Here is a 22,825-nt window from a genome sequence, read left to right as displayed (position 1 = left end):
GGCGCGGAATCCTCCGTTCGAGCGACGAGAATATGTCGGGCGCGCGATCGTGCGTCCGGTCGATTGTCATTGCAGGAACGAGGCGACGGACGTGCAGACCAATTCTTCCCGCAGGCGCGGCGCGATCGATCTGTCGAGCGTCGCCGCCTTTGATCGCGCGCTGGCATCGCTGCCAGCCGCCGACCCGCTCGCCGCCGATGCCGCACGGGCACGCCAGCAGCAGCTCACCAAGCCGCCGGGATCGCTGGGCAGGCTGGAGGAGCTCGCCATCGTCCTGGCTGGCTGGCAGGGCCGCGAGCGCCCGTCGATGGACACCGCGCGCGCGGTGATCTTCGCCGGCAACCACGGCGTCGCCGCGCAGGGCGTCAGCGCCTTCCCAGCCGAGGTGACCACGCAGATGGTCGCCAATTTTGCCGCAGGCGGCGCGGCGATCAACGCGCTGACCGGCGCCATCGGCATGCGGCTGGACGTGGTTGCGCTCGACCTCGATCGCCCCACCCGCGACTTCACCACCGGTGCGGCGATGGAGGAGGCAGAATGCCTTGAGGCGCTCCAGCAGGGCTCTGCGGTGGTGACCACCGATACCGACCTGCTGCTACTCGGCGAAATGGGCATCGCCAACTCCACAGCGGCGGCGGCGCTGTGCCTGCGCAGCTTCGGGGGCATGCCGGCCGACTGGGCGGGTCCTGGCACCGGGCTCGACGCACACGGCGTCGGGCACAAGGGCGCGGTGATCGCCCGCGCGATCGAGGTCCATGCCGAGGCGCCGCGCACGCCGTTCGAGACGCTGCGGCGGCTGGGCGGCCGCGAACTGGCGGCGATCGCGGGTGCCGTCCTCGCCGCGCGCCATGCGGGAGTGCCGGTGCTGCTCGACGGCTTCATCTGCTGTGCATCGCTTGCCCCCCTGGCCGCCGTCGCCCCCGGCATTATCGATCACTGTATCGCCGGCCATTGCTCGGCCGAGCCGGGCCATGCACGCCTGCTCGCGCGGCTGGGGCTCGAGCCGCTGCTCAGGCTCGACATGCGGCTGGGCGAAGGCAGCGGCGCGGCGGTGGCGGCGGCGGTGCTGCGCTCGGCGCTGGCGGCACATAACGGCATGGCGACCTTTGCCGAGGCGGGCGTCGCCGGCGGCGCATGAGCGGCATCGTCCTCCACCTGCTGCGCCACGGCCTCACCGAGGCCGAGGGCCGGCTGATCGGCCGCACCGACGCGCAACCGCTCGCCGAGGGGGTGGACGCATGCGTTGCGCGTACGGCGGGGCTGGCAGTGGAGGCGGTCATCAGTTCTGATCGCGCACGCAGCGCGATCCCTGCGCAACAAATCGCCGCCGCGATGTCCCTTGAGGCCGGCGAAGACGCCCGCTGGCGCGAACTCGATTTCGGCGCTTGGGACGGGCTTGCGTTCGACGCGATCGACGCCGAGGCCTTGGCCGCGTTCCAGGCCGATCCCGCCCGTTATGCGCCCCCAGGCGGCGAATCCTGGCCGGCGCTCGTTGCGCGCGTCGGCGATGCGCTCGCCACGATCGATCGCCCGACCTTGGTCGTCACCCATGGCGGTGCGATGCGGGCGGCGCTTGCCAGCCTTTGCGCCCTCGACTTCCCCCAACTCTGGAACATCGCCCTGCCCCATGCCGCGCTGCTGAGCCTGCGCGTCTGGCCCGGCACCCCGCGCGTCGGCCAGATCATCGGACTCGTCACATGAAAGAATTCGTCCTCGCCCTCCAGTTCCTGACCCGCCTTCCGCTGCCCGCGGTCAAGGCGGACGACGCGACCTTCATCCGCTCGATGCGCTGGTTCCCTGCGGCCGGGCTGGTCGTCGGGCTGGCGCTGCTCGTCGGCCTGTGGCTGGGCAACCTGCTCGATCCCTGGACCGGCGCGCTGCTCGGGCTGGCGGCGTGGGTGGGCGTCACCGGCGCGCTGCATTTCGACGGGCTCGCCGACCTCGCCGATGCGAGCGGCGCACTGCACAAGGGGCGCGAGCGGCTGCGCGAAGTGCTTGCCGATCCGCATGTCGGCAGCTTCGGCGTGGTGGCGATCGGGCTGCAGCTCGTCGGCAAGCTGGTGCTTCTCCACGCGCTGCTGGCGAACCCCGGCTGGTGGACGATCCTGTTCGTGCCCGCCGCCGCCCGCTTCGGCCCGCTGGTCTGGACCCGCTGGCTGCCGCCGCTGCACGAGGGGCTGGCCAGCCGCTTCCGCAACGCCATCCGCCCCGCCGACCTGATCGTCTGGCTGGTGCTGCTCGCCTTCGCCGCCGCGCTTGCGGTCCCCGCGCTGCTCGCAGCACCCGTGCTGATCGCCGCCTGGGGCTGGCGGGTGAAGCGCCTGCTCGGCGGCATTTCGGGCGACGGGCACGGCGCGGGCATCGAGCTGGTCGAGACCGGCCTGCTGCTGGCGCTGGTGATCGCGCCGCATCTCCTGTGAGCGATCCGCTGCTCCACCATGGCGGCAACCTCGCCGCCGCCCGCGCGCGGTACGGCGACGGGTCCTGGCTCGACCTGTCGACCGGGATCAACCCGCGGGCGTGGCAGGTGCCCGGCGATCTTGACATCAACTTGGGCCCATTGCCCGATCCGTCGCTGCTGGCCGGTCTGGAAGCAGCGGCGGCAGACCATTTCGGCGTGGCGCCCGAGCAGGTCTGCGCGATCCCTGGGAGCGAAATGGGGCTGCGACTGCTGGGAGCGGTGCTGGGTGGCCGCGGCTGCCATCAGGTGCCGGGGTATCGGACGCATGGCGCAGCCTTCGCCGACAGCCTGCCGCTGTCTGCGGGCAGCCCCGTGCCGGGCGACGCGGCGCTGCTGCTCGCCAACCCGAACAACCCCTGCGGCACGCTGCGCGACCGGGGGACGCTGGAGGCGCTGCTCGCCGAGCGCACCGACGCGGAGGGCTGGCTCATCGTCGACGAAGCCTTTGCCGACGCGCACCCGGAGGCGAGCATCGCACCTCTGGTGGACGATGCACGCAAGCTGGTCGTCTTCCGCTCGTTCGGCAAGTTCTTCGGGCTGGCCGGGCTTCGGCTCGGCTTCGTCTTGGCGCCTCGCCCCGTCCTCGCCCGTTACCGGGCACTGCTCGGCGACTGGCCGATCGACGCGACCGCGCTGGCGATCGGCACCCGTGCCTATCAGAACCGGGCATGGATCGACGCGACGCGGACCTCGCTCGCGGCCCGAGCCTGCACCTTCGACCGCCTGCTTGAGGCACATGGCTTGCTCTCGGAGGGCAAGTCGCCGCTGTTCCGGCTGGTATCGCACCCCGACGCCGCGACGATCTTCGAGCGGCTGGCCCGTACACACATCCTAGTCCGACCGTTCGACTATGCGCCGCACTGGCTGCGCTTCGGCGTACCCGCCGACGCTGCGGCGCTGGACCGCATCGACCGGGCGCTCCGCCATGGCTGAGCCGGTCGCGCTCGCCGCGCTGGCGCTGGAGGCGGCGGTAGGCTGGCCGGTCTGGCTCTATGCGCGGATCGGCCACCCGGTCGGCGGCTTCGCGCGGCTGATCGCTACGTGCGAGCGCCGCTGGAACCGCCCCGAGGCGTCCGACCGGCGCCGCCGCCTGCTCGGCATCGTGACGGTCTTGCTCCTCCTCCTCGTCGCAATCGGGGCCGGCCTCGCGATCGAAGCGGTGGCGGCGCATTCCTCCTTCGGCTGGCTGGTGCTCGTCGTCGCGGCGTTTCCCGGCCTCGCCCAGCATAGCCTCTACGTCCATGTCCGCCCTGTCGCGGCAGCATTGGCGCGCGGCGACCTGGCAGCGGCGCGCACCGCAGTCGGCTATATCGTCGGCCGCGATACTGCACGGCTCGATGCTCCCGGTGTTGCCCGGGCCGCGATCGAGAGCCTCGCCGAAAGCTTCTGTGACGGCATCGTCGCCCCGCTGTTCTGGCTGCTCGTCGCGGGCCTGCCGGGCCTTTGGGCGTACAAGGCGATCAACACCGCCGACAGCCTGATCGGCCACCGCGAGCCGCGCTGGCGCGCCTTTGGCTGGGCGGCGGCGCGGACCGACGACCTGCTCAACCTTCTGCCCGCACGGCTGTCGGGCGCACTGCTCTGCATCGCCGGCGGGCGCGGCTGGCGGACCTTGTGGCGCGACGCCGGCAAGCACGCCTCGCCCAATGCCGGTTGGCCCGAAGCGGCGATGGCCGGCGCGCTCGGGCTACGTCTGGCGGGGCCGATTGCTTATGACGGCGCGGTGGCCGACAAGCCGTGGATCGGCGAGGGCCGCGCCGATGCGACCGCGCACGACATTCACCGCGCGCTCGCCCTCTATGTCCGCGCCTGCGGGCTGCTATGGATCCTCGCGGGAGGGATCGCATGGCTGCATTGATGCTCCAGGGGACCGGATCGGACGTCGGCAAGTCGGTGCTGGTCGCCGGGCTCTGCCGCGTACTCGCGAACCGCGGCCTTCGCGTCCGGCCGTTCAAGCCGCAGAACATGTCCAACAACGCCGCCGTGACCGAGGATGGCGGTGAGATCGGCCGCGCCCAGGCGCTCCAGGCGCTCGCCTGCCGGGTGGCGCCGCATACCGACATGAACCCCGTGCTGCTCAAGCCCCAGGCCGATCGCACCTCGCAGCTGGTGGTGCACGGCAAGGTGCGCGGCACGCTCCACGCCGGCAATTACCGCGAGGCGCGCAAGGCACTGCTCGGCGAGGTGCTGACCAGCTATCGCCGCCTTGCCGCCGATTGCGACCTGGTGCTGGTGGAGGGCGCCGGCTCGCCCGCGGAGATCAACCTGCGCGCCGGCGACATCGCCAATATGGGCTTTGCCCGCGCCGCGAACGTCCCCGTGATACTGGTCGGTGACATCGATCGCGGTGGGGTGATCGCGGCGGTGGTCGGCACCCGCGCGGTGCTCGACGCCGAGGATGCCGCGATGATCCGCGGCTTCCTGATCAACAAGTTCCGCGGCGACCCCGCGCTGTTCGCCGACGGCTATGCCCAGATCGAGGAACGCTCGGGCTGGCGCGGCTATGGCCTGATCCCCTGGCTGCGCGACGCATCTCGGCTGCCGAGCGAAGACGCGGTGGTGCTGGAACGCAACCCGAAGGCGGAGGGCGGCCGCACGCTGATCGCCTGCCCGATGCTGCCGCGCATCGCCAATTTCGACGACCTCGACCCGCTCAAGCTCGAACCCGGCGTCAAACTCGCGATGATCCCGCCGGGCAAGCCGCTGCCGGGGGATGCGGCGCTGGTGATCCTGCCCGGCTCCAAGGCGACGATCGCCGACCTTGCGGCCCTGCGTGCGCAAGGCTGGGACATCGACCTGCTCGCCCACCACCGGCGCGGCGGGGCGATCCTCGGCATTTGCGGCGGCTACCAGATGCTCGGCCGCACCATCGCCGATCCGCACGGGATCGAAGGTCCGGCCGGCAGTGCCCCCGGGCTCGGCCTGCTCGACGTGGAGACCGAACTCACCCACGAGAAGGCGCTGCGCCCGGCGCAGGGTACCGCGCTCGGCGCCGAGATCCGCGGATACGAGATGCACATGGGCGTCACCACGGGTACGGACACCGCCCGGCCCTTCGCTGCACTTGATACCGGGCCCGACGGTGCCATCGCGCAGGGCGGCCGCGTGCTGGGCACCTATCTTCACGGCTTGTTTGCCAACGCCGAACTACGCCGCGCGCTGCTAGAGCGAATCGGCATCGCGTCGACCGGCGTCGACTATGCCGCCTCGGTCGATGCGGCGCTCGATGCGATCGCGGCCGAGCTCGAAACCCATGTCGACATCCCCGCACTGATCGCGCTCGCGCAGGAGGCTTCCGCATGACCAGCCTGTTCGTCCTCGGCGGCGCCCGTTCGGGCAAGAGCCGTTACGCCCAGCTTCGCGCCCAGTCCCTAACCGGTGACCTGCTCTATATCGCCACTGCGCAGGCGTTCGACGCGGAGATGGCGGAGCGCATCGCCCGCCACCGCGCCGATCGCGGCCCGCGCTGGTCGACGCTCGACGTGCCGCTCGACCTGCCCGCCGCCATCCTCGCCAATGCGGCGCCGGGGCGCGTGCTGCTGGTCGACTGCCTTACGCTCTGGACCTCGAACCTGATGTTCGCCGAGCGCGACCTCGATGCCGAGACCGAGGCGCTAGCCACCGCGGTGACGGAGGCGGTCGGGCCGGTGCTCCTCGTTGCCAACGAAGTCGGCCTTGGCATCGTGCCCGACAACGCGCTCGCCCGCCGTTTCCGCGACGCCGCCGGGCGTATAAACCAGGCAATTGCGGCTGCAGCGGAGGAGGTGCAGTTCATCGCGGCCGGGCTGCCCCTACGCCTGAAATAGCCGATGGTTGACGGATCGGCTTCGGCACACGACGCTGGCGTCCCTCATCCGGGAGCTCAGCCATGAAGCCGATCCTCGCCCTGCCCCTGCTGCTCGCGCTCGCACCGCACGAGGACGTCACCCCCGTCGATCGCCTCGCGCACGAACAAATGCTGGTACTCGACACCCATCTCGACACGCCCGAGCTGTTCGAGCATCCCGGCTGGGATTTCGCCCGCTGGCACGATCGCGCGTTCGAAGGCAGCCAGGTCGACCTTCCGCGCATGGAGCAGGGCGGACTCGATGGCGGGTTCTTTGTGATCTACACGCCCCAGGGTTCGCTGACCCCGGCCGGCTATGCCGCCGCGCGCAACGCGGCGCTCACCCGTGCCACCTGGATCCAGCGCGTCGTCGCCGCCCACCCGGACAAGCTGGAACTGGCGACCACCCCCGCCGACGCCCGCCGCATCGCCGCCAGCGGCAAGCGCGTCGTCTTCCAGAGCATCGAGAACAGCTATCCGCTGGGCGAGGATCTCAGCCTGCTCGGCTATTTCCACGATCTCGGCGTGCGGCTCGCCGGGCCGGTCCATTTCCGCAACAACCAGTTCGCCGACAGCGCCACGGACAAGCCCAAATGGCACGGCTTCAGTCCGCTCGGCCGCCAATGGGTGGCGGAGATGAACCGGCTGGGCATGGTGATCGACGTCAGCCACGCCTCGGACGACGTGTTCGACCAGGCGCTGGCCCTGTCCAAGACCCCGATCATCGCCTCGCATTCCGGACCCAAGGCGATCTTCGACCATCCGCGCAACCTCGACGACACGCGAATGCGCAAGCTGGCAGCAGCGGGCGGGGTACTGCAGATCAACAGTGTCTATCTCGCGCCATCGGTATCGGTAGCAGGGGGGGAATCGATCGGTGAGCGGCAGCGGCGCTGGTGGGTGCTGCCGCCGGCCGAGCAGCGCAAGCTGGTCGCGGACATCGCCGCACTCGGGCCGACCGGCGGTACCGCCGATTTCGAGCTGTTCATGCGCAGCCTGCTCCACGCGATCCAGGTAATGGGCGTCGACCATGTCGGCATCGGCGCGGACTGGGACGGCGGTGGCGGCGTGCGCGGCATGGAGGACATCACCGCCCTTCCCCGCATCACCGCCCGGCTGCGCAAGGCAGGCTTTGGCGACGCCGATATCGAGAAGATCTGGAGCGGCAGTGCGCTGCGGGTGCTCCAGGCCGCAGAGGACTGGGCCGCGGCTCACCCCGGATAAAAAACGCTTTGCCCATACCAACGGAGAGCTTGACCTAATTAGTTAGCGTCCTAACTAACGCGCTTCATGGCCGATCGGCAAACCTTGGAACGCGCGCTTGCGACGCGGATGAACCCCGCGTCGCGGGCATGGCAGCGGCTCGGGGACGCGGCGCTGGCCTCGCTCGGCATCTCCAGCTCGACCGGATGGACGCTGGTCTATCTCCAGCGGCTGGGTGAGGATACGCGCCAGGCGGACCTCGCCCGCGCGGTCGGCGTGACCGAAGCCTCGCTGGTCCGCACCCTGCACGCGCTGGAGGATGCCGGGCTTGTCGAGCGCGTCGCCGATCCGCGCGATCGCCGCGCCAACACCCTGCGGCTGACAAATTCCGGCGTTTCGCTTGCGTCACGGATCGACGCACGGCTCGCTGCGTTGCGCAGCGAGTTGCTCGATGGGGTGAGCGACGAAGCGCTGGAGACGACCTTGGCGGTACTCGATCATCTGGCGGCGCGCCTTGCCGAACGGCGGCCGCAGCCATGACCGATCGCTGGGGCGTCGACGCCGCCGTCTTCTCGCTCAAATCCTTCGCAGCGGCGATGCTCGCCATCTATCTGGCGCTTTCGATCGGGCTCGACCGGCCCTATTGGTCGTTCCTCACCGCCTATATCGTCGCGCAGCCGCTCGCAGGCGCGGTGCTGTCCAAGGCACTGTTCCGGATCATCGGCACGGTCGTCGGCGCCGCCGCGGCCGTGGCGATGGTGCCGCCGCTGATCAACACGCCCGAACTGCTGGTGCTCGCCATTTCGGGCTGGCTAGCGCTGTGCGTGTTCGTCTCGCTGCTCGACCGGACGCCGCGCTCCTACATGTTCGTGCTGGCAGGCTATTCCGCCGTGCTGATCGTGCTGCCCAGCGTCGACGCGCCGGGCACCATCTTCACCGTGGCGAGCCTGCGCGTGCAGGAAATCACGCTCGGCATCCTCTGCGGCAGCCTGGTGCACGGCGTGGTCTTCCCGCGCTCGGTCGCGGCGTTCCTGCTCACCCGCGTCTCGACGATCCTCAAGGATGCCGAGCGCTGGTCGCACGATTCGATCGCGCTGGAGCCGGTGGCGGGCGTCGATGCCGAACGTCGCCGCCTCGCCGCCGACATCACCGAGCTCCACCAGCTCTCGATCCATCTGCCCTACGAGACCGCCCGCACCGCGCCGCGCGTGCGCACCGTCCGCGCATTGCAGGACCAGCTGTCGCTGCTGATGCCGCTCGGCGCGGCGGTGGACGATCGCACGGTGCAGCTGCTCGCCCATGGCGGACTGCCGCAGGACGTCGCCGCGCTGCTGGTCGATACGCAGCAATGGCTGAAGACGCTCGATCGGGCCCGCGACGAACGCGCCGCCGACGCCGCGATCCTCGAGGCACGCTGCGCCGCGCTCGAACCCGATGTGCATCCCGGCAGCACGTGGCACGATCTGCTGGTGCTGAGCCTGCTCTCGCGCCTGTCCGCGCTGATCGGTGCGCATCGCGACTGCCGCGAACTCGCCGAGCAGCTCGCCACGCTCGATCGCCGCCCAGTGAGCCCGCGCGTCGCCGAGTTGCTCGAAGGCCGTCGCGGCCGCGAGCTGCATATCGACTGGATCGGCGCGGCGCGCGGTGCGCTCGGCGCCTTCCTCACCTTGGCGGTCGGCTCGGCCATCTGGATCGCGAGCGGCTGGTCGGACGGGTCGACCGCAGTGATGCTCGCGGGCGTGTTCCTCGCGCTGTTCGCCGCCGCGCCCGATCCGCTGCTGCCGCTACGCTCCTTCTTCTGGGGCACGCTTGTCGCGACGATCCTGGGCGCGATCTACGGCTATGCGATCATGCCGCGGCTCGACGGCTTCATGCAACTCGCCGCGGCGATGGCGCCGCCGCTGCTGATCCTCGGCGCGATGATGCATTCGCCCAAATGGATGGGGCTGGCACTGCCGACGCTGCTCGGCCTCGGCAGCCCGCTGCTCATTTCGGCAAAATACACCAGCGCCTTCGCCAGCTTCGTCAACGGCGCGATCGCGCAGCTGATGGGCGTCGCCTTCGCGATCCTGATGGCGCGATTGCTGCAATCGGCAGGCATCGAGCAGGCGATCCGGCGGACGCTGCGCGCCGGCTGGGCCGACATCGCCGAGCGCAGCAACCTGATGACGCCCCCCGATATACGCGGCTGGATCAACCGCATGCTCGACCGCATCGCCCTGCTCGCGCCGCGACTTGCGCTGAGCGGCCGCTCGCCGGGCAAGCCGCTCTACGACGCGCTGCGCGACCTGCGCACCGGCGTGGCAATTGCGGAATTGCGCGCACTGCGCCTCGAACTACCGCCCGAACGTTCGGCGCCGCTCACCGACGTCCTCCGCGACGTCGGCAACTATTACCGTCGTCTCGAACCGGAAGTGGAAAAGCCCGAGGACCCTGGTTTGCTCGCCCATATCGATACCGCGCTCCACGCCATCGCGCAGGATAGCGACGCCGCGGTCCGTCGGACCGCCGCGCTCGGCCTGCTGGCGCTGCGCCGCAATCTCTTCCCCAATGCAGATCCCATGCCGGAGGCCAGGTTGTGACCGGCGAAATCTCCATCGACGGCGTCTTCGTGCCGACGCTGCTGCTGCTCGGCATCCTCGCCATGCTGCTGACGATGGCGCTCGCCCGCCTGTTCAACGCCTTCGGCCTGTATCGCTTCGTCGCCTATCGGGCGCTCGTCGATCTGTGCCTGTTCATCCTCCTGCTCGGCCTGCTCGCCTGGGCCACCCCCTCGATCGGATTCCACCCATGAAACGCTACCTCCCCGCCCTCGGCCGCAGTGCCGCGACGATCCTGATCGTGGTCGCCGCCGCCTTCGTCGCCTTGTGGTTGTGGCAGCATTATGCGCGCAGCCCCTGGACCCGCGATGGCCGGGTCCGTGCGGACGTGGTGCGGGTGACGCCGGATATCGCCGGGCTGGTGACCGCGGTGGCCGTGCACGACAACCAGCAGGTCAAGGCGGGCGACCTGCTCTTCGTGATCGACCAGCCGCGCTACTCCCTGGCCCTCGCCCAGGCGCGCGCCAGCGTGGAGAGCGCCCGTGCGACGCTCAACCAGGCACAGCGCGAGGCGCGCCGCGACCTCGCCCTCGGCAACCTCGTCGCCGCCGAGACGCACGAGCAGAATGTCGCCCGCGTCGCCACCGCCCAGGCCGCGCTCGCCCAGGCGCTGACCGCGGTGCAGAGCGCCGAGCTCAACGTCGCGCGCACCCAAGTGAAGGCGTCGGTCAACGGCACCGTCACCAACCTCGATCTCCACCCCGGCGACTATGTCGCGGCGGGCCAGCAGGCAATGGCGCTGGTCGATGCCGACAGCCTGCGCGTCGAGGGCTATTTCGAGGAGACCAAGCTGCCGAGCATCCGCATCGGCGCGCCGGTGACGGTGGAGCTGATGGGCGAGCCGCGGCTGCTCCACGGCGTGGTCGAGAGCATTTCGGCGGGTATCAACGACACGACCCGCAGCAACGCCGGCAACCTGCTGCCGAGCGTCGATCCCACTTTCACCTGGGTGCGGCTGGCACAGCGTATTCCGGTGCGGGTGAAACTGACCCAGGTGCCCGCCGACGTGCGACTGATCACCGGGCGCACCGCGACGGTGACCATCCAGCCGACCGCAGCCGCGCAGCCGACGCCGGCTCGCCCCGCCCCGACGCCGACGCCTTCCGCGACGCCGAGCGCCAAGTGACCATGCGCCGCCTCCCCCTGCTCGCCGCGCTCGCCCTGATCGCCGGCTGCACCCGCGCCGGGCCGGACTATCACCCGCCCGTCGCTGGCCCCGCCAACGATCCGGCCGCTACCGGCAAGTTCCTGTCCGCGCAGGATAAGGCCTTTGCCGACGAACCGCTGCCCGAGCATTGGTGGCGCCTCTACGCCGATCCGCGGCTCGACGCGCTGGTCGAGCAGGCGCTCGCCGCCAACACCGACCTGCGCGCCGCCGACGCCAATCTCCGCCGCGCCGAAGCGGTGGTCCGCCAGACCGAGGCCTCGCGCCAGCTGACCACCGATCTCTCCGGCGGCACGACGCTCTCGCGCCCGTCGGGCACCGGCACCACGCTGCCGGGCACGCTTGGCTATAATCTCGGCATTTCGGTCGGCTATCCGCTCGACGTGCGCGGCAAGATCGCCCGCGCGATCGAGGCGAGCCTCGCCGATCGCGATGCGGTCGCCGCCGCGCGCGACGCGGTGCGGATCAGCGTAGCCGCAGCCACCGCGCGCGCCTATGCCGATGTCTGCGCCGCCAATTTCCGGCTGGCCGCCACCCAGCGCATCGTCGCACTTCAGCGCCAGACCTTCGGCGCGACCCAGCGGCTGCAGCGCGCCGGACGCGGCACCGCCTTCGACGTCACCCGCGCCCAGGCGGCGGTGCAGACCAGCGAAGCCAACCTGCCGATCTTCGCCGCCCAGCGTCGCGCCGGGCTTTACACGCTGGCCGCGCTGCTCGGGCGCCCGGCGGCCGACTATCCGCGCGACGTCGAGAGCTGCGCTGCCCTTCCCGCCCTGCCCCGCCCGATGCCGGTGGGCGACGGCGCGGCGATGCTGCGCCGCCGTCCCGACATTCGCCAGGCCGAACGTACCATCGCCGGCGACACCGCACGGATCGGCGTCGCCACCGCCGATCTCTACCCGCAGATCAACCTTGCCGGCTCGGCAGGACTGAGCAGCCTGGTCGATCGCGCCGGTGGTCCCACCTCCTTCGGGTTCAGCCTAGGCCCGCTGATCAGCTGGAGCTTCCCCAATCGTCCCGCCGTCCGCGCGCGGATCGATGCGGCGGGCGCGCAGGTCGATGCCGATATCGCCCGCTTCGACTCTACCGTGCTCAGCGCGCTGCGTGATACCGAGACCGCGCTGGAGACCTATGCCCGCGACCGCGACCAGGCCGAGGCGCTCCGCCAGGCGCGCGACAGCGCAGCGACGGCGGCAGACCAGGCCGGCCGGCTGTTCCGCTTCGGCCGCAGCGACTTCCTCGCGCTGCTCCAGGCGCAAAGCAGCCTCGCCCAGGCCGAGGCGAGCTATGCCACGGCGCAAGCGAAACTGCCCGACGACCAGATCGCAATCTTCCTCGCACTTGGCGGCGGCTGGGAATAAGAGCGGCCCCATGACCTTCACCGATATCGCGAGCCGGACCTACAACCATAATTTCCGGCTCGACCCGATCGTCCGCAGCCTGCTCGACACCGACTTCTACAAGCTGCTGATGCTGCAGATGATCCGGCGGCTGCACCCGGAGACGCAGGTCACTTTCTCGCTGATCAACCGCACCAAATCCGTGCGGCTGGCAGAGGTAATCGACGAGGCCGAGCTGCGTGCCCAGCTCGATCACGCGCGCACGCTGCGCTTCACCAAGAAGGAGCTGATCTGGCTCGCGGGCAACAGCTTCTACGGCAAGACCCAGATGTTCGCGCCGGACTTCATCGCCTGGCTCGCCGAGTTCCAGCTACCCGCCTATGAGCTGGAGCGGCGCGATGGCCAGTTCGTGCTCCATTTCCACGCTCCCTGGACCCACACGACCATGTGGGAGATCCCGGCGCTGACCATCGTCAACGAACTCCGCTCGCGCGCGGCGATGCGCGGGCGCGACCGGTTCGCGCTCGACGTGCTCTATGCCCGCGCGAAGGCCAAATTGTGGGACAAGGTCGAGCGGCTGCGTACCCTCCCCGATCTCGTGCTGTCGGATTTCGGTACCCGCCGCCGTCACGGCTTCCTGTGGCAGCGCTGGTGCGTCGAGGCGCTCAAGGAGGGCCTGGGCCACCGCTTCATCGGCACGTCGAACGTGTTGCTGGCGATGGACGCCGACCTGGAGGCGATCGGTACCAATGCGCACGAGCTGCCGATGGTCGAAGCCGCGCTTTCCCCGGACGACGCCAGCCTCGCCGATGCGCCCTACCGCGTGCTCGAACAATGGCGCGCCCATTATGGCGGCAACCTGCTGATCGCACTGCCCGATGCGTTCGGCACCACCTCGTTCCTAGCGCGCGCGCCGGATTGGGTGGGCGACTGGACCGGCTTCCGCCCGGACAGCGCCCCCCCCATCCCGGGCGGCGAGCAGATCATCCGCTGGTGGCAGGACCATGGCCGAGATCCGCGCGAGAAGCTGCTGATCTTCTCCGACGGCATGGATGTGGAGTCGATCGAGGCTACCTATCGCCACTTCAACGGGCGGGTGCGGATGAGCTTCGGCTGGGGCACCAATCTCACCAACGATTTCCGCGGCTGCGATCCGGAAGGCGAAGCAGGGCTGGAGCCGATTTCACTCGTCTGCAAGGTGGTGGCGGCGAACGGCCGCCCGGCGGTCAAGCTCTCGGACAATCCTGCCAAGGCAACCGGCGACCCCGCCGAGATCGAGCGCTACCTGCGGGTGTTCGGCAGCGCGGGGCGCACCGAACAGGTGGTGCAGGTCTAGCCCCGCCAGTCGACCGAATTGCCATAGGGGTGGCACGTCGCCAGCACGCGGCGTTCCTCCCCGCCCGGGAACCAGCTGAGCGACAGCCGCACTTCGCTGCGCGTCTCGGTCCATTCGAAGCCGACCCAGGCGAGCGGCCGCTCGGGCGTGGCATACTGCCCGGCATCCCGGATCATCGCGACCACCGCAGCACGGTCGCGCGGCGGCAGGTACTGCAGCACCATCGAGTGCATCACGACGCGGCAAACCCCCGCCGCCTGCGGCACCGCGAGCTGGCGGGCGAGCCATTCGGTCGCATCGCCCTTCTCGATCTCGGGCGGGTGGCGGCGCGCCATGCCGAGCGCCTCTTCCAGCCGGTGCAGCCGCAGCGGCTGGTCGGCGAAGATATAAGCCATCAGCCGCTCGCAGGTCGCCGGGTCGGCGGCGCTGAGCGGGTTGAGGTCGACGCCGCGTGCCGAGACGACCTCCAGCGGCGCAGGTTGCGGCGCGGGACCGTGCCAGTCGGGGGCGACCTGCACCGGCGAATGGCGGTCCCCGGCGAGCGCGCCGCCGAGATCGAAGCCATAGCGGCCGAGATTGAGGTTGAGGCCGCAGCTTGAACCGATTTCCAGGATCTCGAACGGCAAGCCGAAGCGATGGCGGACCTGCATCAGCGCGGCAACGATCGCGCCGGAACGGCCGACTTCGTTGGTCTGCGGCGTTCGGCGCAGGAAACCGGCAATCAGATCGTCCTCATGCGCCAGCGCCTCGCCGATCGCGCCGTCGAAATCATCATGCTCGTGGCGGTAGAGCGCGGCCAGCGCGGGCGGATTGCCGCGCCGGGCGAGGAAGTGGAGCGCGGCGTTGAAGCGCATCGCGAGCGCCGCCGAGGCGGGATCGCCTTCCCAATGCGTGATCAGGGCCTGGCTGTGGGGGCCGCGGTCCAGCTGGCGCAGGCCTGCCGCCAGCACTTCGCCGATGAAGGGCGAGCCGAGCTCGATGGCGACCCGCGCCATGCGCGCGATCTCCGCAATACCCGTCCGGGGAGCGATCATGTTCATTACCATTTTCCCGGGCAGAAGCCGCGTCGGATCTTGTCGCCGGAGGCCGTCCGATTCGCAACCGGATCGAACGGCCATGCCCGGGCCTTTAGCTGCTTCCGACGATCAGAAGCTCTGCCAGTCGTCGTCCGCGCCGTTGCTGCGGACGAGCGCCGAGACGGCGGCCGCGGGCAGCGGCTTGACGCTGCCGCCGTTGAACCGGCCCGGAGAAACGCGCGAGCTTGCCATCTGCGCCGCGCCGCCATTGCCCACCTTGAAGCGGCTGGCCTGTTCGGAAAGCACGCTGACTTCGCTCGCCAGGTTGCGTGCGGCGGCCGAGGTTTCCTCCACCATCGCGGCATTCTGCTGGGTCGACTGGTCCATTTCGCCCAGCGCGGCGCTGATCTCGGTGACCGCGCTCGACTGTGCGTGGTTGTCCGACGCCATGTTGCCGAGCAGCTGATGGACTTCGCCCACGCCGCTGGAGATGTCGGCCAGCGCACCGTCGACGCGCTGCACGGCCTGCACCGCGGTGACGATGTCGCTCTGCGTCGCCGTCAGCTGGTCGCGCGCGCGGCCGGCTTCTTCTTCGGCGCGCATCGCCAGCGCAGACACGAGATCGGCGACGACCGCGAAGCCGCGGCCTGCTTCACCCGCCCGACCGGCTTCGACGGCGGCGTTCATCGCGAGAACGCGGGTCTGGAACGCGATCTTGTCGAGGCCTTCGATCACGCTGTCGATGCCCTTGGCGCTGTCCGAAACGCGCGTCATCGCCTGCACTGCCTCGTCGGCGGTGCTGCGGCCGTTGTCGACCGTCGACATCGTGCCGTCGGCGCGTTCCACCGTGCGGCCGGCGGCGGCGGCGGTGGCCTTGAGGCGCTGGTCCATCTGGGTGACGGCGGCGGCCGTCTCTTCCAGGCTGGCGGCATTGGCTTCGGTGCGGCGGGCGAGATCCTCGCTGGCCTGCGCGATTTCGTTCGAGCCGGTGCGGATCGAGGTGGTCGCCTCGATCACCGACGCGATCAGCTCGCGCAGGCTGGACAGGGCGTTGTTGAAGTTGGTCTTCACCACGCTGTATTCGCCGGGGAACTCGATGTTGATCTGTGCGGTCAGGTTGCCCTGCGCCAGCTCGGCGAGGTGCGAGGAGACGGTCTCCACGACCATCTTCTGAGTCGCCTCGGCCTTCGCGCTGGCGGCATCGGACGCTTCCTTGGCGAGCGCCGCATCGCGGAACACGAGCACCGCACGGGCCATGTCGCCCAGTTCGTCACCACGCGCGGTGGCGGGCACTTCCACGTGGTTCCGGCCGGCAGCGAGATCCGCCATGGTACGGGTCAGCTGGCTGATCGGGCGGGCGATGATGCTGCTGAGCGTGACCGCGAGACCGATGGCGATACCGATCAGCGCGATCGCGCCGATGATCAGCACGGTGGTCGCGGTGCTGATCGCGCCTTCCTGGCGTGCGCCGTTCTTCTCGATCGCTTCGGCCTGGGCGTCCTTGATCGCGCGCAGCGGCAGCACCGCGGCAGAGACGAGCACGGCCTTGCCGGCGCCGCGAACTTCCGCCTGGGCTTCCTCGCGCTTGCCCGCCTTCACTTCGCTGATCAGGCGATCGCCCCACTTCTCGCGCCACGAGAGCGTTTCGGCGCGCGACTTGCGCAGGGCCTCCAGCAACCCCGGATCGGTGAGCAGCTTTTCCAGCTCGGCCGACGTCTCGTCATATTCGCTGCGACCTTCGTCGTACGACTTCAGATAGGTCGGATCGGCGGTGACGAGGAAGCCGCGCAGCTGGCTGTTCTGGCGCAGCAGCGCCGTCTCCAGCGTCAGCGTCTTCGAATGGATCTGCTGGCTGAGATTGTTCTGGTCGGTGACCGAACGGATCATCGAGATGTTCATGAAGAACACGATCATCACGATCGCTGCCGATGCGCAGATCAGCAGGAACGACAGTGCGAGCTTCCTCGGAATTTTCATCGATGCAATCATTTCTGGTCTTTCCGATAGTTTTTGGCGCGCCCGAACATGCTGTTGTCGATCGCGGCCTGCGCTAGGGCCGAGCCGATCGCCGAAATGGAGAGAACGGGCGTGGTCACGCGCAGTCGGCGTCTGGCGGCAACGCCGGGCAGCCCGCGGCCGCAGAGGCGACCGAAGTACCAGCAATGGCTAGAAACCGAACCTGCACGCGCATTCCCAACCCCGTTCCCGGTCTGTGGTTTATCGCATTATAGGAACGATCTCTTACCGATCGGTCACCGGGCGCATAAACAATGCCCCGTAGAAGCGCGTAAGGCGCTCCGGAGAAACTCGGAGTGAACGTGCAGAGGCCGCTCGCCGGGTCGGATGCTCCGAATAGGCCGGGATCGCGCAGCGGTGTCTACGTTATAGTACGCAGTCCCGCAGATTGCATGCAGGGCCGTGGATAGTTGGGACAGCCAAGGCGGCGGACGCGCGACCTCGCTGCGCCCGGCCGCTCGTCGCAGTTGGCGTTACTTGCGCTCCTTGCGACCACCCTTCCAGTAGAGCAACCCCGCCACGATCGCGGCAGAGCCGACGCCGATCGCGGCGCCCATGCCGATCTGGCGCGAGCTCGGCATGCGGCGCTTGGCCGCCTCGGCCATTTCCTTGGCGACGGCGAGCGCCTCCCCTTCCCCCGCGTGCGGCGCTTCGGCCTTGGGATAGGGCGACTGCGATTCGGCGGGCACGGGCGGTTTCTTGGTCATCATCTTCCTTCGACACACGCGGTCATCAACCGCCTTCTTCATGCGGCGGTTCCCCCCCGGCTTGCAAGGCGCAACCGCACTCCGCCATAGCGGTCTGCGATGAACCCGATCTATTCCTCGATGGGCACCACCATCTTCGAAGCCATGTCCGCCCGCGCCCGCGCGAACGGCGCGATCAATCTCGGCCAGGGCTTTGCCGACGGCCGCGGACCCGAGCCGGTGCTGGAGGCCGCCGCACGCGCAGTGCTGGAGAAATCGAACCAATATCCGCCGATGGCTGGGCTGCCCGAGCTGCGCCAGGCGGTGGCGGATCACTATGCCCGCCATCAGGCACTGAACCTCGCGGCCGAGGAAGTGATCGTCACCTCGGGCGCGACCGAGGCGCTGGCCGCCGCGCTCTTCGCGCTGATCGAGCCCGGTGACGAGGTGCTCTGCTTCCAGCCGCTCTATGACGCCTATGTGCCGCTGATCCGCCGCGCCGGCGGCGTGCCCCGCTTTGTCCGCCTGAGCCCGCCCGAATGGCGGATCGAGCGCACGGCGCTGGAAGCCGCAGTGACGCCGAAGACCCGGCTGATCCTGCTCAACAACCCGCTCAACCCTGCCGCGACCATGACCAGCGCCGAGGACCTGGCGATGCTCGCAGACTTCTGCGTCGCGCACGATCTCACCGCGATCTGCGACGAGGTGTGGGAGCATGTCACCTTCGACGGCGCCCGCCATTTGCCGCTGATCGGCTTTCCCGGCATGCGCGAGCGGACGGTGAAGATCGGCAGTGCGGGCAAGATCTTCGCGCTGACCGGCTTCAAGGTCGGCTGGATGTGCGCCGCCCCGCCCCTGGCGCGGGTGATGGCGAAGGCGCACCAGTTCCTCACCTTCACCACCCCGCCGAACCTGCAATGGGCGGTGGCCGAGGGGCTGGCGACTCAAGACCATTGGGTGCAGGACGCCCGCCACCGTTTCCAAGCCGGGCGCGACCGGCTCGCTGCGGGCCTGCGCGACGCCGGCTTCGCGGTGCTGCCGAGTGCCGCGACCTATTTCCTGTCGGTCGATCTCGCCGCCTCGGGGCTGGCGATGGACGACGTGACCTTCAGCGAACGCCTGGTCGACGAGGCCAAGGTCGCGACGATTCCGGTCTCGGCCTTCTATGCCGAGGACCCGGTGACCAATGTCGTCCGCTTCTGCTTCGTCAAGGAAGATGCAGTGCTGGACGAGGCGCTCGCGCGGGTAAAGGCGTGGCGCACGGCGCTCTCCTGAAGCCTCAGATCCGGTCGAGCACCCCGCGCTCGGTGATGTAGCCCGTCACCAGCCGCGCCGGTGTCACGTCGAAGGCGGGATTGAGCGCGGGGGAATCCGTAACGCGGATCGTCGCGATGCACCCTGCCTCGTCGGGACCGGTGAGCCGCGTCACTTCCTCCGCCGCGCGCGCTTCGATCGGGATGTCGGCGCCGCTGGCGGTCGCCGGATCGAAGGTCGTGTAGGGCAGCGCGACATAGAAGGGCACGCCGTTGTCATGGGCCGCAAGCGCCTTCAGATAGGTGCCGATCTTGTTGCAGACGTCGCCATTGGCGGTCACCCGATCGGTGCCAACGATCACCGCGTCGACCTGTCCCTGCATCATCAGCAGGCCGCCGGCATTGTCGGCGATCACCGTTTGCGGCACGCCATGGTTGCGCAGCTCGAAGGCGGTGAGCAGTGCGCCCTGGTTGCGCGGGCGGGTCTCGTCGACCCACACATGCACCGGGATACCGGCATCGTGGGCGAGGTAGATCGGCGCCGTCGCGGTGCCATAGTCCACCGTCGCCAGCCACCCGGCGTTGCAATGGGTGAGGATGTTGAGCGGCCGGTCCGGGTGCCTGGCGTGAAGGTCGCGGAGCAGCTCCAGCCCATGCTCGCCGATCGAACGGCAGAGCTCGGCATCCTCGTCGCAAATCGCATCGGCACGCGCATAAGCAGCAGCGGCGCGGTCGGCCTCCGGCAGCCCCTGCACCGCCGCCCGGACCTGGTCGAGCGCCCAGCGCAGGTTGATCGCGGTAGGCCGCGTCTCGACCAGCGTCGCATAGGCGGTGTCGAGCCCGGCGTCGCTCGCATCCACCGCCAGCGCCATGGCGAGGCCGTAGGCGGCGGTCGCCCCGATCATCGGCGCACCGCGCGTCCACATCTCGCGGATCGCCACGGCCGCCGCATCGAGGTCGCGCAGTTCGACCCAGCGAATCTCCCAGGGGAGCTGGCGCTGGTCGAGGATGCGAACGCCCTTCCCGTCCGCGGTGCGCGTGATCGAGCGGGTATGCGTGCCTTCGAGGATCACAGGCGAATCTCCGCGAGCGAATGAATGTCTGCCGGTCCGCCGGCGCGGTCGATCAGCAGCGCGCCGAGACCCGCCGCGCGGGCGGCATCGACCTCGGGCTGCATGTCTGACACGAAAAGGATCTCCTTTGCTTCAAAGCCAGTTGCAGCCGAAATCTTGGCATAGCTCTCAGCTTCGCACTTGGGTCCGGTCGTGGTGTCGAAATAGCCGGAGAGCATCGGCGTGAGGTCACCTGCAATCGAATGGCCGAAGATCAGTTTCTGCGCCGCAATCGACCCCGAGGAATAGATGTAGATCGCGACCCCGGCGGTGTACCAGCGACGCAGCGCCTCGGGCGTATCGGGATAGACATGCCCCTGCAGCGTGCCGTCGGCATAGCCCTGCGCCCAGATCAGCCCCTGGAGGGTCTTGAGCGGCGTCGCCTTGCGATCCTCGGCAATCCAATCCAGCAAGGTCGCCACCTTGTCCTCGCCCGGCACCTCGGCGAGGATCAGCGCGACTTCTTCAGAATGCGCCTCGACATAGCTTGCCAAATGCTTGGCAGCGTAGGGGAAAAGCACCTCCGCCACAAAGGCGATGCTGCTCGTGGTCCCCTCGATGTCGAGCAGGACGGCCTTGGTCTGGGTCATGGAGATACTCGCTGCGCCGCGCGTCAGGCGGCGATGGGCTCGTGGCGCGGGAAGCGATCGGCGATCGCGTCGCCCGTAAACTGGGCGATCCACCCGTCCGGATTGGTGAACAGCCGGATCGCGGTGAAGCGCGGGCTCGGCCCCATGTCGAACCAGTGCGGCGTTCCTGCCGGCACCGAGATCAGGTCGCCCTCAGTGCAGAGAACCGCATAGACGCGGTCGTTCAGATGCAGTGTGAAGAGCCCCTCGCCTTCGACGAAGAAGCGCACCTCGTCTTCGGCATGGCGATGCTCGGAGAGGAACTTGGTGCGGAGCGTATCCTTTTCGGGATGGTCGGGCACCATCCGGATCACGTCGACCGAGCGATAACCCTGCTCGCCCTTGAGCCGCTCGACCTCGGGGGCAAAGGCGGCGAGCACGGCGTCCTGATCGGCATCGGCCGCGATCGCACGCGAGGGCCAGCGCTCGAACCGCACGCCGCGGATCGCCAGCTCCTCGGCAATCGTCACCGGATCCCAGGTGTCGAGCAGCGGCGCTGCCTCTTTTTCGGAGAAGATACGAAGTCGGCTCATCGTGCCCATGCCCGTCTGAAGCTGGCCTCGGCGAGCTCGGCGGCGATCATCCATTCGGTCGCCTCCAGCACGCGTTCGGCCTCGTCCACGTCCTTGCCCCAGGCATAGAGCCCGTGGCTGCGAATGAGATACGCCGGAATGGCCCCGGGCGCCAGCAGCGCCGGGCGGATCGCCGCTTCGATCACGGCCATGTCCTGGCTGTTGTCGACGATCGGCAGCCGCACCTCGGCCTCGTGGGTCGTGTGACCGGGATAGGCCTTGAGCATTTCGTGCCCCGCCAGCGTGATGCAGTCGGCATCGGTCGCGCGGCTCAGCCCCACCGCCTGCGGCGAATGACCGTGGAGGACCGCGCCGGCTTCGGGAAACAGTCGATAGATCGCCAGATGCAGATCGGTCTCGGCCGAGGGCTTGCCGGCAGTGAGCGGCCGGCCGTCCACGTCCACGCGCATGATCCCGTCGCTGGTCAGCCGGCCCTTGTGGCGCCCCGACACCGTCAGCGCCATGCTGCCGTCGTCGAGCCGGGCCGAGTAGTTGCCCGAGGTCGCCGGCGCCCAGCCGCGCGCGTCGAGCCGCTTGCCGGCCTCGATCAGCGCCGCGACGGCCTGTTCATAGGACATGGTCATGCCGCGCCTCTAGCGCTTCGCAGGCGCCGCGCGACACAGAATTTTTCGCTGCAGGAACAGATCAACGATGCCAGTGCGATGCGGCGCGATTCGCACAATCGTGAACAGCCCCCGTCCCGAAACGGCATGACGGCTCGGTGAACCGGGCAGCAGGTGCGCCGAAACGCGCCACCTACGGGCATTCGCGGGACCATCATTAACGATCCTTCTGCTATACGGTTTCGGGGCATGACAGATATTTGCGGGCGCAGAACAAAGATCATGGATTCGAACGCTTCGGTACAAACGCGTCGGGCTTTGCTCAAATCGGCGCTGGTAATGGCAAGCGGCGCGGCGGTTTCGGCCTGCGCCTCGCGCACGATCGGCACCACGATGGCGGCCGCGGCACCGGCGCCGCGTATCCAGCCCGCGCCGGTCGCCGCGCTCAACCCGGCACCCAAGGTCGCCGCTCAGGCGCGGATCGTCCCGGCCGGCATTCGTCCCGAGCTGTTCAAGCGCGCGACCGCCGCGCTAGACCGGCACTCGATGCATGTCGACACGCACGATCGCATCGCGGTGGCCGACTTCTCGCTGCCGTCGTCGCAGCCGCGCTTCTTCCTGGTCAATATGGGCACCGGCGAAGTCGAGCCGCTGCTGGTCTCGCACGGCATCGGTTCCGATCCCGGCCATACCGGCGTGCTCCAGCGCTTCTCCAACCAGATCAATTCCGAGGCTACCTGCGAAGGCGCGTTCCTCACCGCCGATTATTATGTCGGCAAGCATGGGGATTCGCAGCGGCTGATCGGGCTCGACCCGACCAACAACAATGCGCTGGCCCGCGCGATCGTCGTCCACTCGGCCTGGTATGCGAACCCGGACATGGTGTCGAAGCACGGCAAGCTCGGCCGCAGCCAGGGCTGCTTCGCGGTCGGCGAGCGCCAGCTGGCCAAGGTGTTCGAGCGCCTCGGGCCCGGCCGCCTGATCTACGCGACCAAGGCGTAAGCGGGCGCAATTCAAGCCTCTCCTCCTGGGAGGAGGGGTTGGGGG

At 69.2% G+C, this 22,825-nt stretch carries 23 protein-coding genes; 16 read left to right on the top strand and 7 right to left on the bottom strand.

The annotated features are described in order from the left end of the window. The first annotated feature begins 124 nt into the window (after positions 1 to 124). The 14 genes from cobT to pncB all read left to right on the top strand — a co-directional run bounded on the left by cobT (position 125) and on the right by pncB (position 13,931). Positions 125 to 1,138: a nicotinate-nucleotide--dimethylbenzimidazole phosphoribosyltransferase gene (gene cobT / locus ABIC65_RS01895; RefSeq protein WP_354307754.1), complete on the top strand. Its 1,014-nt coding sequence runs from the start codon at positions 125 to 127 to the stop codon at positions 1,136 to 1,138. Then, positions 1,135 to 1,701 carry a histidine phosphatase family protein gene (locus ABIC65_RS01890; RefSeq protein ID WP_354306502.1) on the top strand — a complete coding sequence of 189 codons (567 nt, stop codon included), beginning with the start codon at positions 1,135 to 1,137 and terminating at the stop codon, positions 1,699 to 1,701. The genes cobT and ABIC65_RS01890 overlap by 4 nt, the downstream gene beginning before the upstream one ends. Next, the gene (locus ABIC65_RS01885) at positions 1,698 to 2,420 is read left to right on the top strand and encodes an adenosylcobinamide-GDP ribazoletransferase (protein ID WP_354306501.1); all 723 of its coding nucleotides are present in this window, start codon (positions 1,698 to 1,700) and stop codon (positions 2,418 to 2,420) included. The genes ABIC65_RS01890 and ABIC65_RS01885 overlap by 4 nt, the downstream gene beginning before the upstream one ends. Further along, positions 2,417 to 3,394 carry a threonine-phosphate decarboxylase gene (locus ABIC65_RS01880; protein ID WP_354306500.1) on the top strand — a complete coding sequence of 326 codons (978 nt, stop codon included), beginning with the start codon at positions 2,417 to 2,419 and terminating at the stop codon, positions 3,392 to 3,394. Before ABIC65_RS01885 ends, ABIC65_RS01880 begins: the two co-directional genes overlap by 4 nt. Further along, positions 3,387 to 4,319, top strand: coding sequence for an adenosylcobinamide-phosphate synthase CbiB (cbiB, locus tag ABIC65_RS01875; RefSeq protein WP_354306499.1), 933 nt, complete (start codon positions 3,387 to 3,389; stop codon positions 4,317 to 4,319). The genes ABIC65_RS01880 and cbiB overlap by 8 nt, the downstream gene beginning before the upstream one ends. Continuing rightward, a complete protein-coding gene (locus tag ABIC65_RS01870; RefSeq protein ID WP_354306498.1) occupies positions 4,307 to 5,764 on the top strand; it encodes a cobyric acid synthase in 1,458 nt (485 codons plus the stop codon). The genes cbiB and ABIC65_RS01870 overlap by 13 nt, the downstream gene beginning before the upstream one ends. Then, complete coding sequence (cobU, locus tag ABIC65_RS01865; RefSeq protein ID WP_354306497.1) at positions 5,761 to 6,267, top strand: bifunctional adenosylcobinamide kinase/adenosylcobinamide-phosphate guanylyltransferase; 507 nt, start codon at positions 5,761 to 5,763, stop codon at positions 6,265 to 6,267. Before ABIC65_RS01870 ends, cobU begins: the two co-directional genes overlap by 4 nt. Before the next feature lie 62 nt (positions 6,268 to 6,329). Beyond that, positions 6,330 to 7,511 carry a dipeptidase gene (locus tag ABIC65_RS01860; protein ID WP_354306496.1) on the top strand — a complete coding sequence of 394 codons (1,182 nt, stop codon included), beginning with the start codon at positions 6,330 to 6,332 and terminating at the stop codon, positions 7,509 to 7,511. Between the two features lie 66 nt (positions 7,512 to 7,577). After that, complete coding sequence (locus tag ABIC65_RS01855; RefSeq protein WP_354306495.1) at positions 7,578 to 8,030, top strand: MarR family winged helix-turn-helix transcriptional regulator; 453 nt, start codon at positions 7,578 to 7,580, stop codon at positions 8,028 to 8,030. Then, positions 8,027 to 10,072: an FUSC family protein gene (locus ABIC65_RS01850; RefSeq protein ID WP_354306494.1), complete on the top strand. Its 2,046-nt coding sequence runs from the start codon at positions 8,027 to 8,029 to the stop codon at positions 10,070 to 10,072. The genes ABIC65_RS01855 and ABIC65_RS01850 overlap by 4 nt, the downstream gene beginning before the upstream one ends. Further along, the gene (locus ABIC65_RS01845) at positions 10,069 to 10,284 is read left to right on the top strand and encodes a DUF1656 domain-containing protein (protein WP_354306493.1); all 216 of its coding nucleotides are present in this window, start codon (positions 10,069 to 10,071) and stop codon (positions 10,282 to 10,284) included. The genes ABIC65_RS01850 and ABIC65_RS01845 overlap by 4 nt, the downstream gene beginning before the upstream one ends. After that, positions 10,281 to 11,216: an efflux RND transporter periplasmic adaptor subunit gene (locus ABIC65_RS01840; RefSeq protein ID WP_354306492.1), complete on the top strand. Its 936-nt coding sequence runs from the start codon at positions 10,281 to 10,283 to the stop codon at positions 11,214 to 11,216. The genes ABIC65_RS01845 and ABIC65_RS01840 overlap by 4 nt, the downstream gene beginning before the upstream one ends. Before the next feature lie 2 nt (positions 11,217 to 11,218). Further along, positions 11,219 to 12,616: an efflux transporter outer membrane subunit gene (locus tag ABIC65_RS01835; RefSeq protein ID WP_354306491.1), complete on the top strand. Its 1,398-nt coding sequence runs from the start codon at positions 11,219 to 11,221 to the stop codon at positions 12,614 to 12,616. 10 nt (positions 12,617 to 12,626) lie between these two features. After that, the gene (gene pncB / locus ABIC65_RS01830) at positions 12,627 to 13,931 is read left to right on the top strand and encodes a nicotinate phosphoribosyltransferase (protein ID WP_354306490.1); all 1,305 of its coding nucleotides are present in this window, start codon (positions 12,627 to 12,629) and stop codon (positions 13,929 to 13,931) included. Here the strand turns inward: pncB and ABIC65_RS01825 are convergent. From ABIC65_RS01825 to ABIC65_RS01815, 3 genes are all read right to left on the bottom strand, one after another. After that, a complete protein-coding gene (locus ABIC65_RS01825) occupies positions 13,928 to 14,965 on the bottom strand; it encodes a DUF2332 domain-containing protein (protein WP_354306489.1) in 1,038 nt (345 codons plus the stop codon). The two genes, pncB and ABIC65_RS01825, sit on opposite strands and share 4 nt — an antisense overlap. Positions 14,966 to 15,076: 111 nt before the next feature. Continuing rightward, positions 15,077 to 16,936: a methyl-accepting chemotaxis protein gene (locus tag ABIC65_RS01820; RefSeq protein WP_354306488.1), complete on the bottom strand. Its 1,860-nt coding sequence runs from the start codon at positions 16,934 to 16,936 to the stop codon at positions 15,077 to 15,079. 500 nt (positions 16,937 to 17,436) lie between these two features. Then, on the bottom strand, positions 17,437 to 17,673 hold the full coding sequence (locus ABIC65_RS01815) for a hypothetical protein (RefSeq protein ID WP_354306487.1): 237 nt from the start codon (positions 17,671 to 17,673) through the stop codon (positions 17,437 to 17,439). A gap of 96 nt (positions 17,674 to 17,769) precedes the next feature. Here ABIC65_RS01815 and ABIC65_RS01810 point away from each other — a divergent pair, with 96 nt between their 5' ends. Continuing rightward, positions 17,770 to 18,924: an aminotransferase gene (locus tag ABIC65_RS01810; protein WP_354306486.1), complete on the top strand. Its 1,155-nt coding sequence runs from the start codon at positions 17,770 to 17,772 to the stop codon at positions 18,922 to 18,924. Between the two features lie 4 nt (positions 18,925 to 18,928). On the opposite strand, the gene mtnA is transcribed toward ABIC65_RS01810, so the two are convergent. From mtnA to ABIC65_RS01790, 4 genes are read right to left on the bottom strand one after another with little or no spacing between them, the layout of a single operon-like run. Beyond that, entirely contained in the window at positions 18,929 to 19,975 is a 1,047-nt protein-coding gene (gene mtnA, locus ABIC65_RS01805) for an S-methyl-5-thioribose-1-phosphate isomerase (RefSeq protein ID WP_354306485.1), read from the bottom strand. Then, positions 19,972 to 20,604 carry an acireductone synthase gene (mtnC, locus tag ABIC65_RS01800; protein ID WP_354306484.1) on the bottom strand — a complete coding sequence of 211 codons (633 nt, stop codon included), beginning with the start codon at positions 20,602 to 20,604 and terminating at the stop codon, positions 19,972 to 19,974. Before mtnC ends, mtnA begins: the two co-directional genes overlap by 4 nt. A gap of 23 nt (positions 20,605 to 20,627) precedes the next feature. After that, entirely contained in the window at positions 20,628 to 21,185 is a 558-nt protein-coding gene (locus ABIC65_RS01795; protein ID WP_354306483.1) for a 1,2-dihydroxy-3-keto-5-methylthiopentene dioxygenase, read from the bottom strand. Beyond that, complete coding sequence (locus ABIC65_RS01790) at positions 21,173 to 21,799, bottom strand: methylthioribulose 1-phosphate dehydratase (protein ID WP_354306482.1); 627 nt, start codon at positions 21,797 to 21,799, stop codon at positions 21,173 to 21,175. The genes ABIC65_RS01795 and ABIC65_RS01790 overlap by 13 nt, the downstream gene beginning before the upstream one ends. Positions 21,800 to 22,117: 318 nt before the next feature. On the opposite strand from ABIC65_RS01790, the gene ABIC65_RS01785 reads away from it, so the two are divergent. Continuing rightward, positions 22,118 to 22,780, top strand: coding sequence for a murein L,D-transpeptidase catalytic domain family protein (locus tag ABIC65_RS01785; protein ID WP_354306481.1), 663 nt, complete (start codon positions 22,118 to 22,120; stop codon positions 22,778 to 22,780). Positions 22,781 to 22,825 lie beyond the last annotated feature (45 nt).

The sequence above is a fragment of the Sphingomonas trueperi genome (assembly GCF_040545665.1).
Classification (GTDB): domain Bacteria; phylum Pseudomonadota; class Alphaproteobacteria; order Sphingomonadales; family Sphingomonadaceae; genus Sphingomonas; species Sphingomonas trueperi_B.
Note: the sequence above shows the minus strand (reverse complement) of the source record. Positions and strands in the feature narration are given on the sequence as shown.

Excerpts from the sequence above, each read along its gene's own strand:
- ABIC65_RS01815 (WP_354306487.1), bottom strand. The coding sequence starts at position 17,673 with ATGATGACCAAGAAACCGCCCGTGCCCGCCGAATCGCAGTCGCCCTAT.
- ABIC65_RS01855 (WP_354306495.1), top strand. The coding sequence starts at position 7,578 with ATGGCCGATCGGCAAACCTTGGAACGCGCGCTTGCGACGCGGATGAAC.
- ABIC65_RS01795 (WP_354306483.1), bottom strand. The coding sequence starts at position 21,185 with ATGGGCACGATGAGCCGACTTCGTATCTTCTCCGAAAAAGAGGCAGCG.
- ABIC65_RS01835 (WP_354306491.1), top strand. The coding sequence starts at position 11,219 with ATGCGCCGCCTCCCCCTGCTCGCCGCGCTCGCCCTGATCGCCGGCTGC.
- ABIC65_RS01850 (WP_354306494.1), top strand. The coding sequence starts at position 8,027 with ATGACCGATCGCTGGGGCGTCGACGCCGCCGTCTTCTCGCTCAAATCC.
- ABIC65_RS01810 (WP_354306486.1), top strand. The coding sequence starts at position 17,770 with ATGAACCCGATCTATTCCTCGATGGGCACCACCATCTTCGAAGCCATG.
- cobU (WP_354306497.1), top strand. The coding sequence starts at position 5,761 with ATGACCAGCCTGTTCGTCCTCGGCGGCGCCCGTTCGGGCAAGAGCCGT.
- ABIC65_RS01790 (WP_354306482.1), bottom strand. The coding sequence starts at position 21,799 with ATGACCATGTCCTATGAACAGGCCGTCGCGGCGCTGATCGAGGCCGGC.
- ABIC65_RS01885 (WP_354306501.1), top strand. The coding sequence starts at position 1,698 with ATGAAAGAATTCGTCCTCGCCCTCCAGTTCCTGACCCGCCTTCCGCTG.
- ABIC65_RS01825 (WP_354306489.1), bottom strand. The coding sequence starts at position 14,965 with ATGATCGCTCCCCGGACGGGTATTGCGGAGATCGCGCGCATGGCGCGG.
- ABIC65_RS01870 (WP_354306498.1), top strand. The coding sequence starts at position 4,307 with ATGGCTGCATTGATGCTCCAGGGGACCGGATCGGACGTCGGCAAGTCG.
- ABIC65_RS01840 (WP_354306492.1), top strand. The coding sequence starts at position 10,281 with ATGAAACGCTACCTCCCCGCCCTCGGCCGCAGTGCCGCGACGATCCTG.
- pncB (WP_354306490.1), top strand. The coding sequence starts at position 12,627 with ATGACCTTCACCGATATCGCGAGCCGGACCTACAACCATAATTTCCGG.
- ABIC65_RS01820 (WP_354306488.1), bottom strand. The coding sequence starts at position 16,936 with ATGATTGCATCGATGAAAATTCCGAGGAAGCTCGCACTGTCGTTCCTG.
- ABIC65_RS01890 (WP_354306502.1), top strand. The coding sequence starts at position 1,135 with ATGAGCGGCATCGTCCTCCACCTGCTGCGCCACGGCCTCACCGAGGCC.
- ABIC65_RS01785 (WP_354306481.1), top strand. The coding sequence starts at position 22,118 with ATGGCAAGCGGCGCGGCGGTTTCGGCCTGCGCCTCGCGCACGATCGGC.
- cbiB (WP_354306499.1), top strand. The coding sequence starts at position 3,387 with ATGGCTGAGCCGGTCGCGCTCGCCGCGCTGGCGCTGGAGGCGGCGGTA.
- ABIC65_RS01860 (WP_354306496.1), top strand. The coding sequence starts at position 6,330 with ATGAAGCCGATCCTCGCCCTGCCCCTGCTGCTCGCGCTCGCACCGCAC.
- mtnC (WP_354306484.1), bottom strand. The coding sequence starts at position 20,604 with ATGACCCAGACCAAGGCCGTCCTGCTCGACATCGAGGGGACCACGAGC.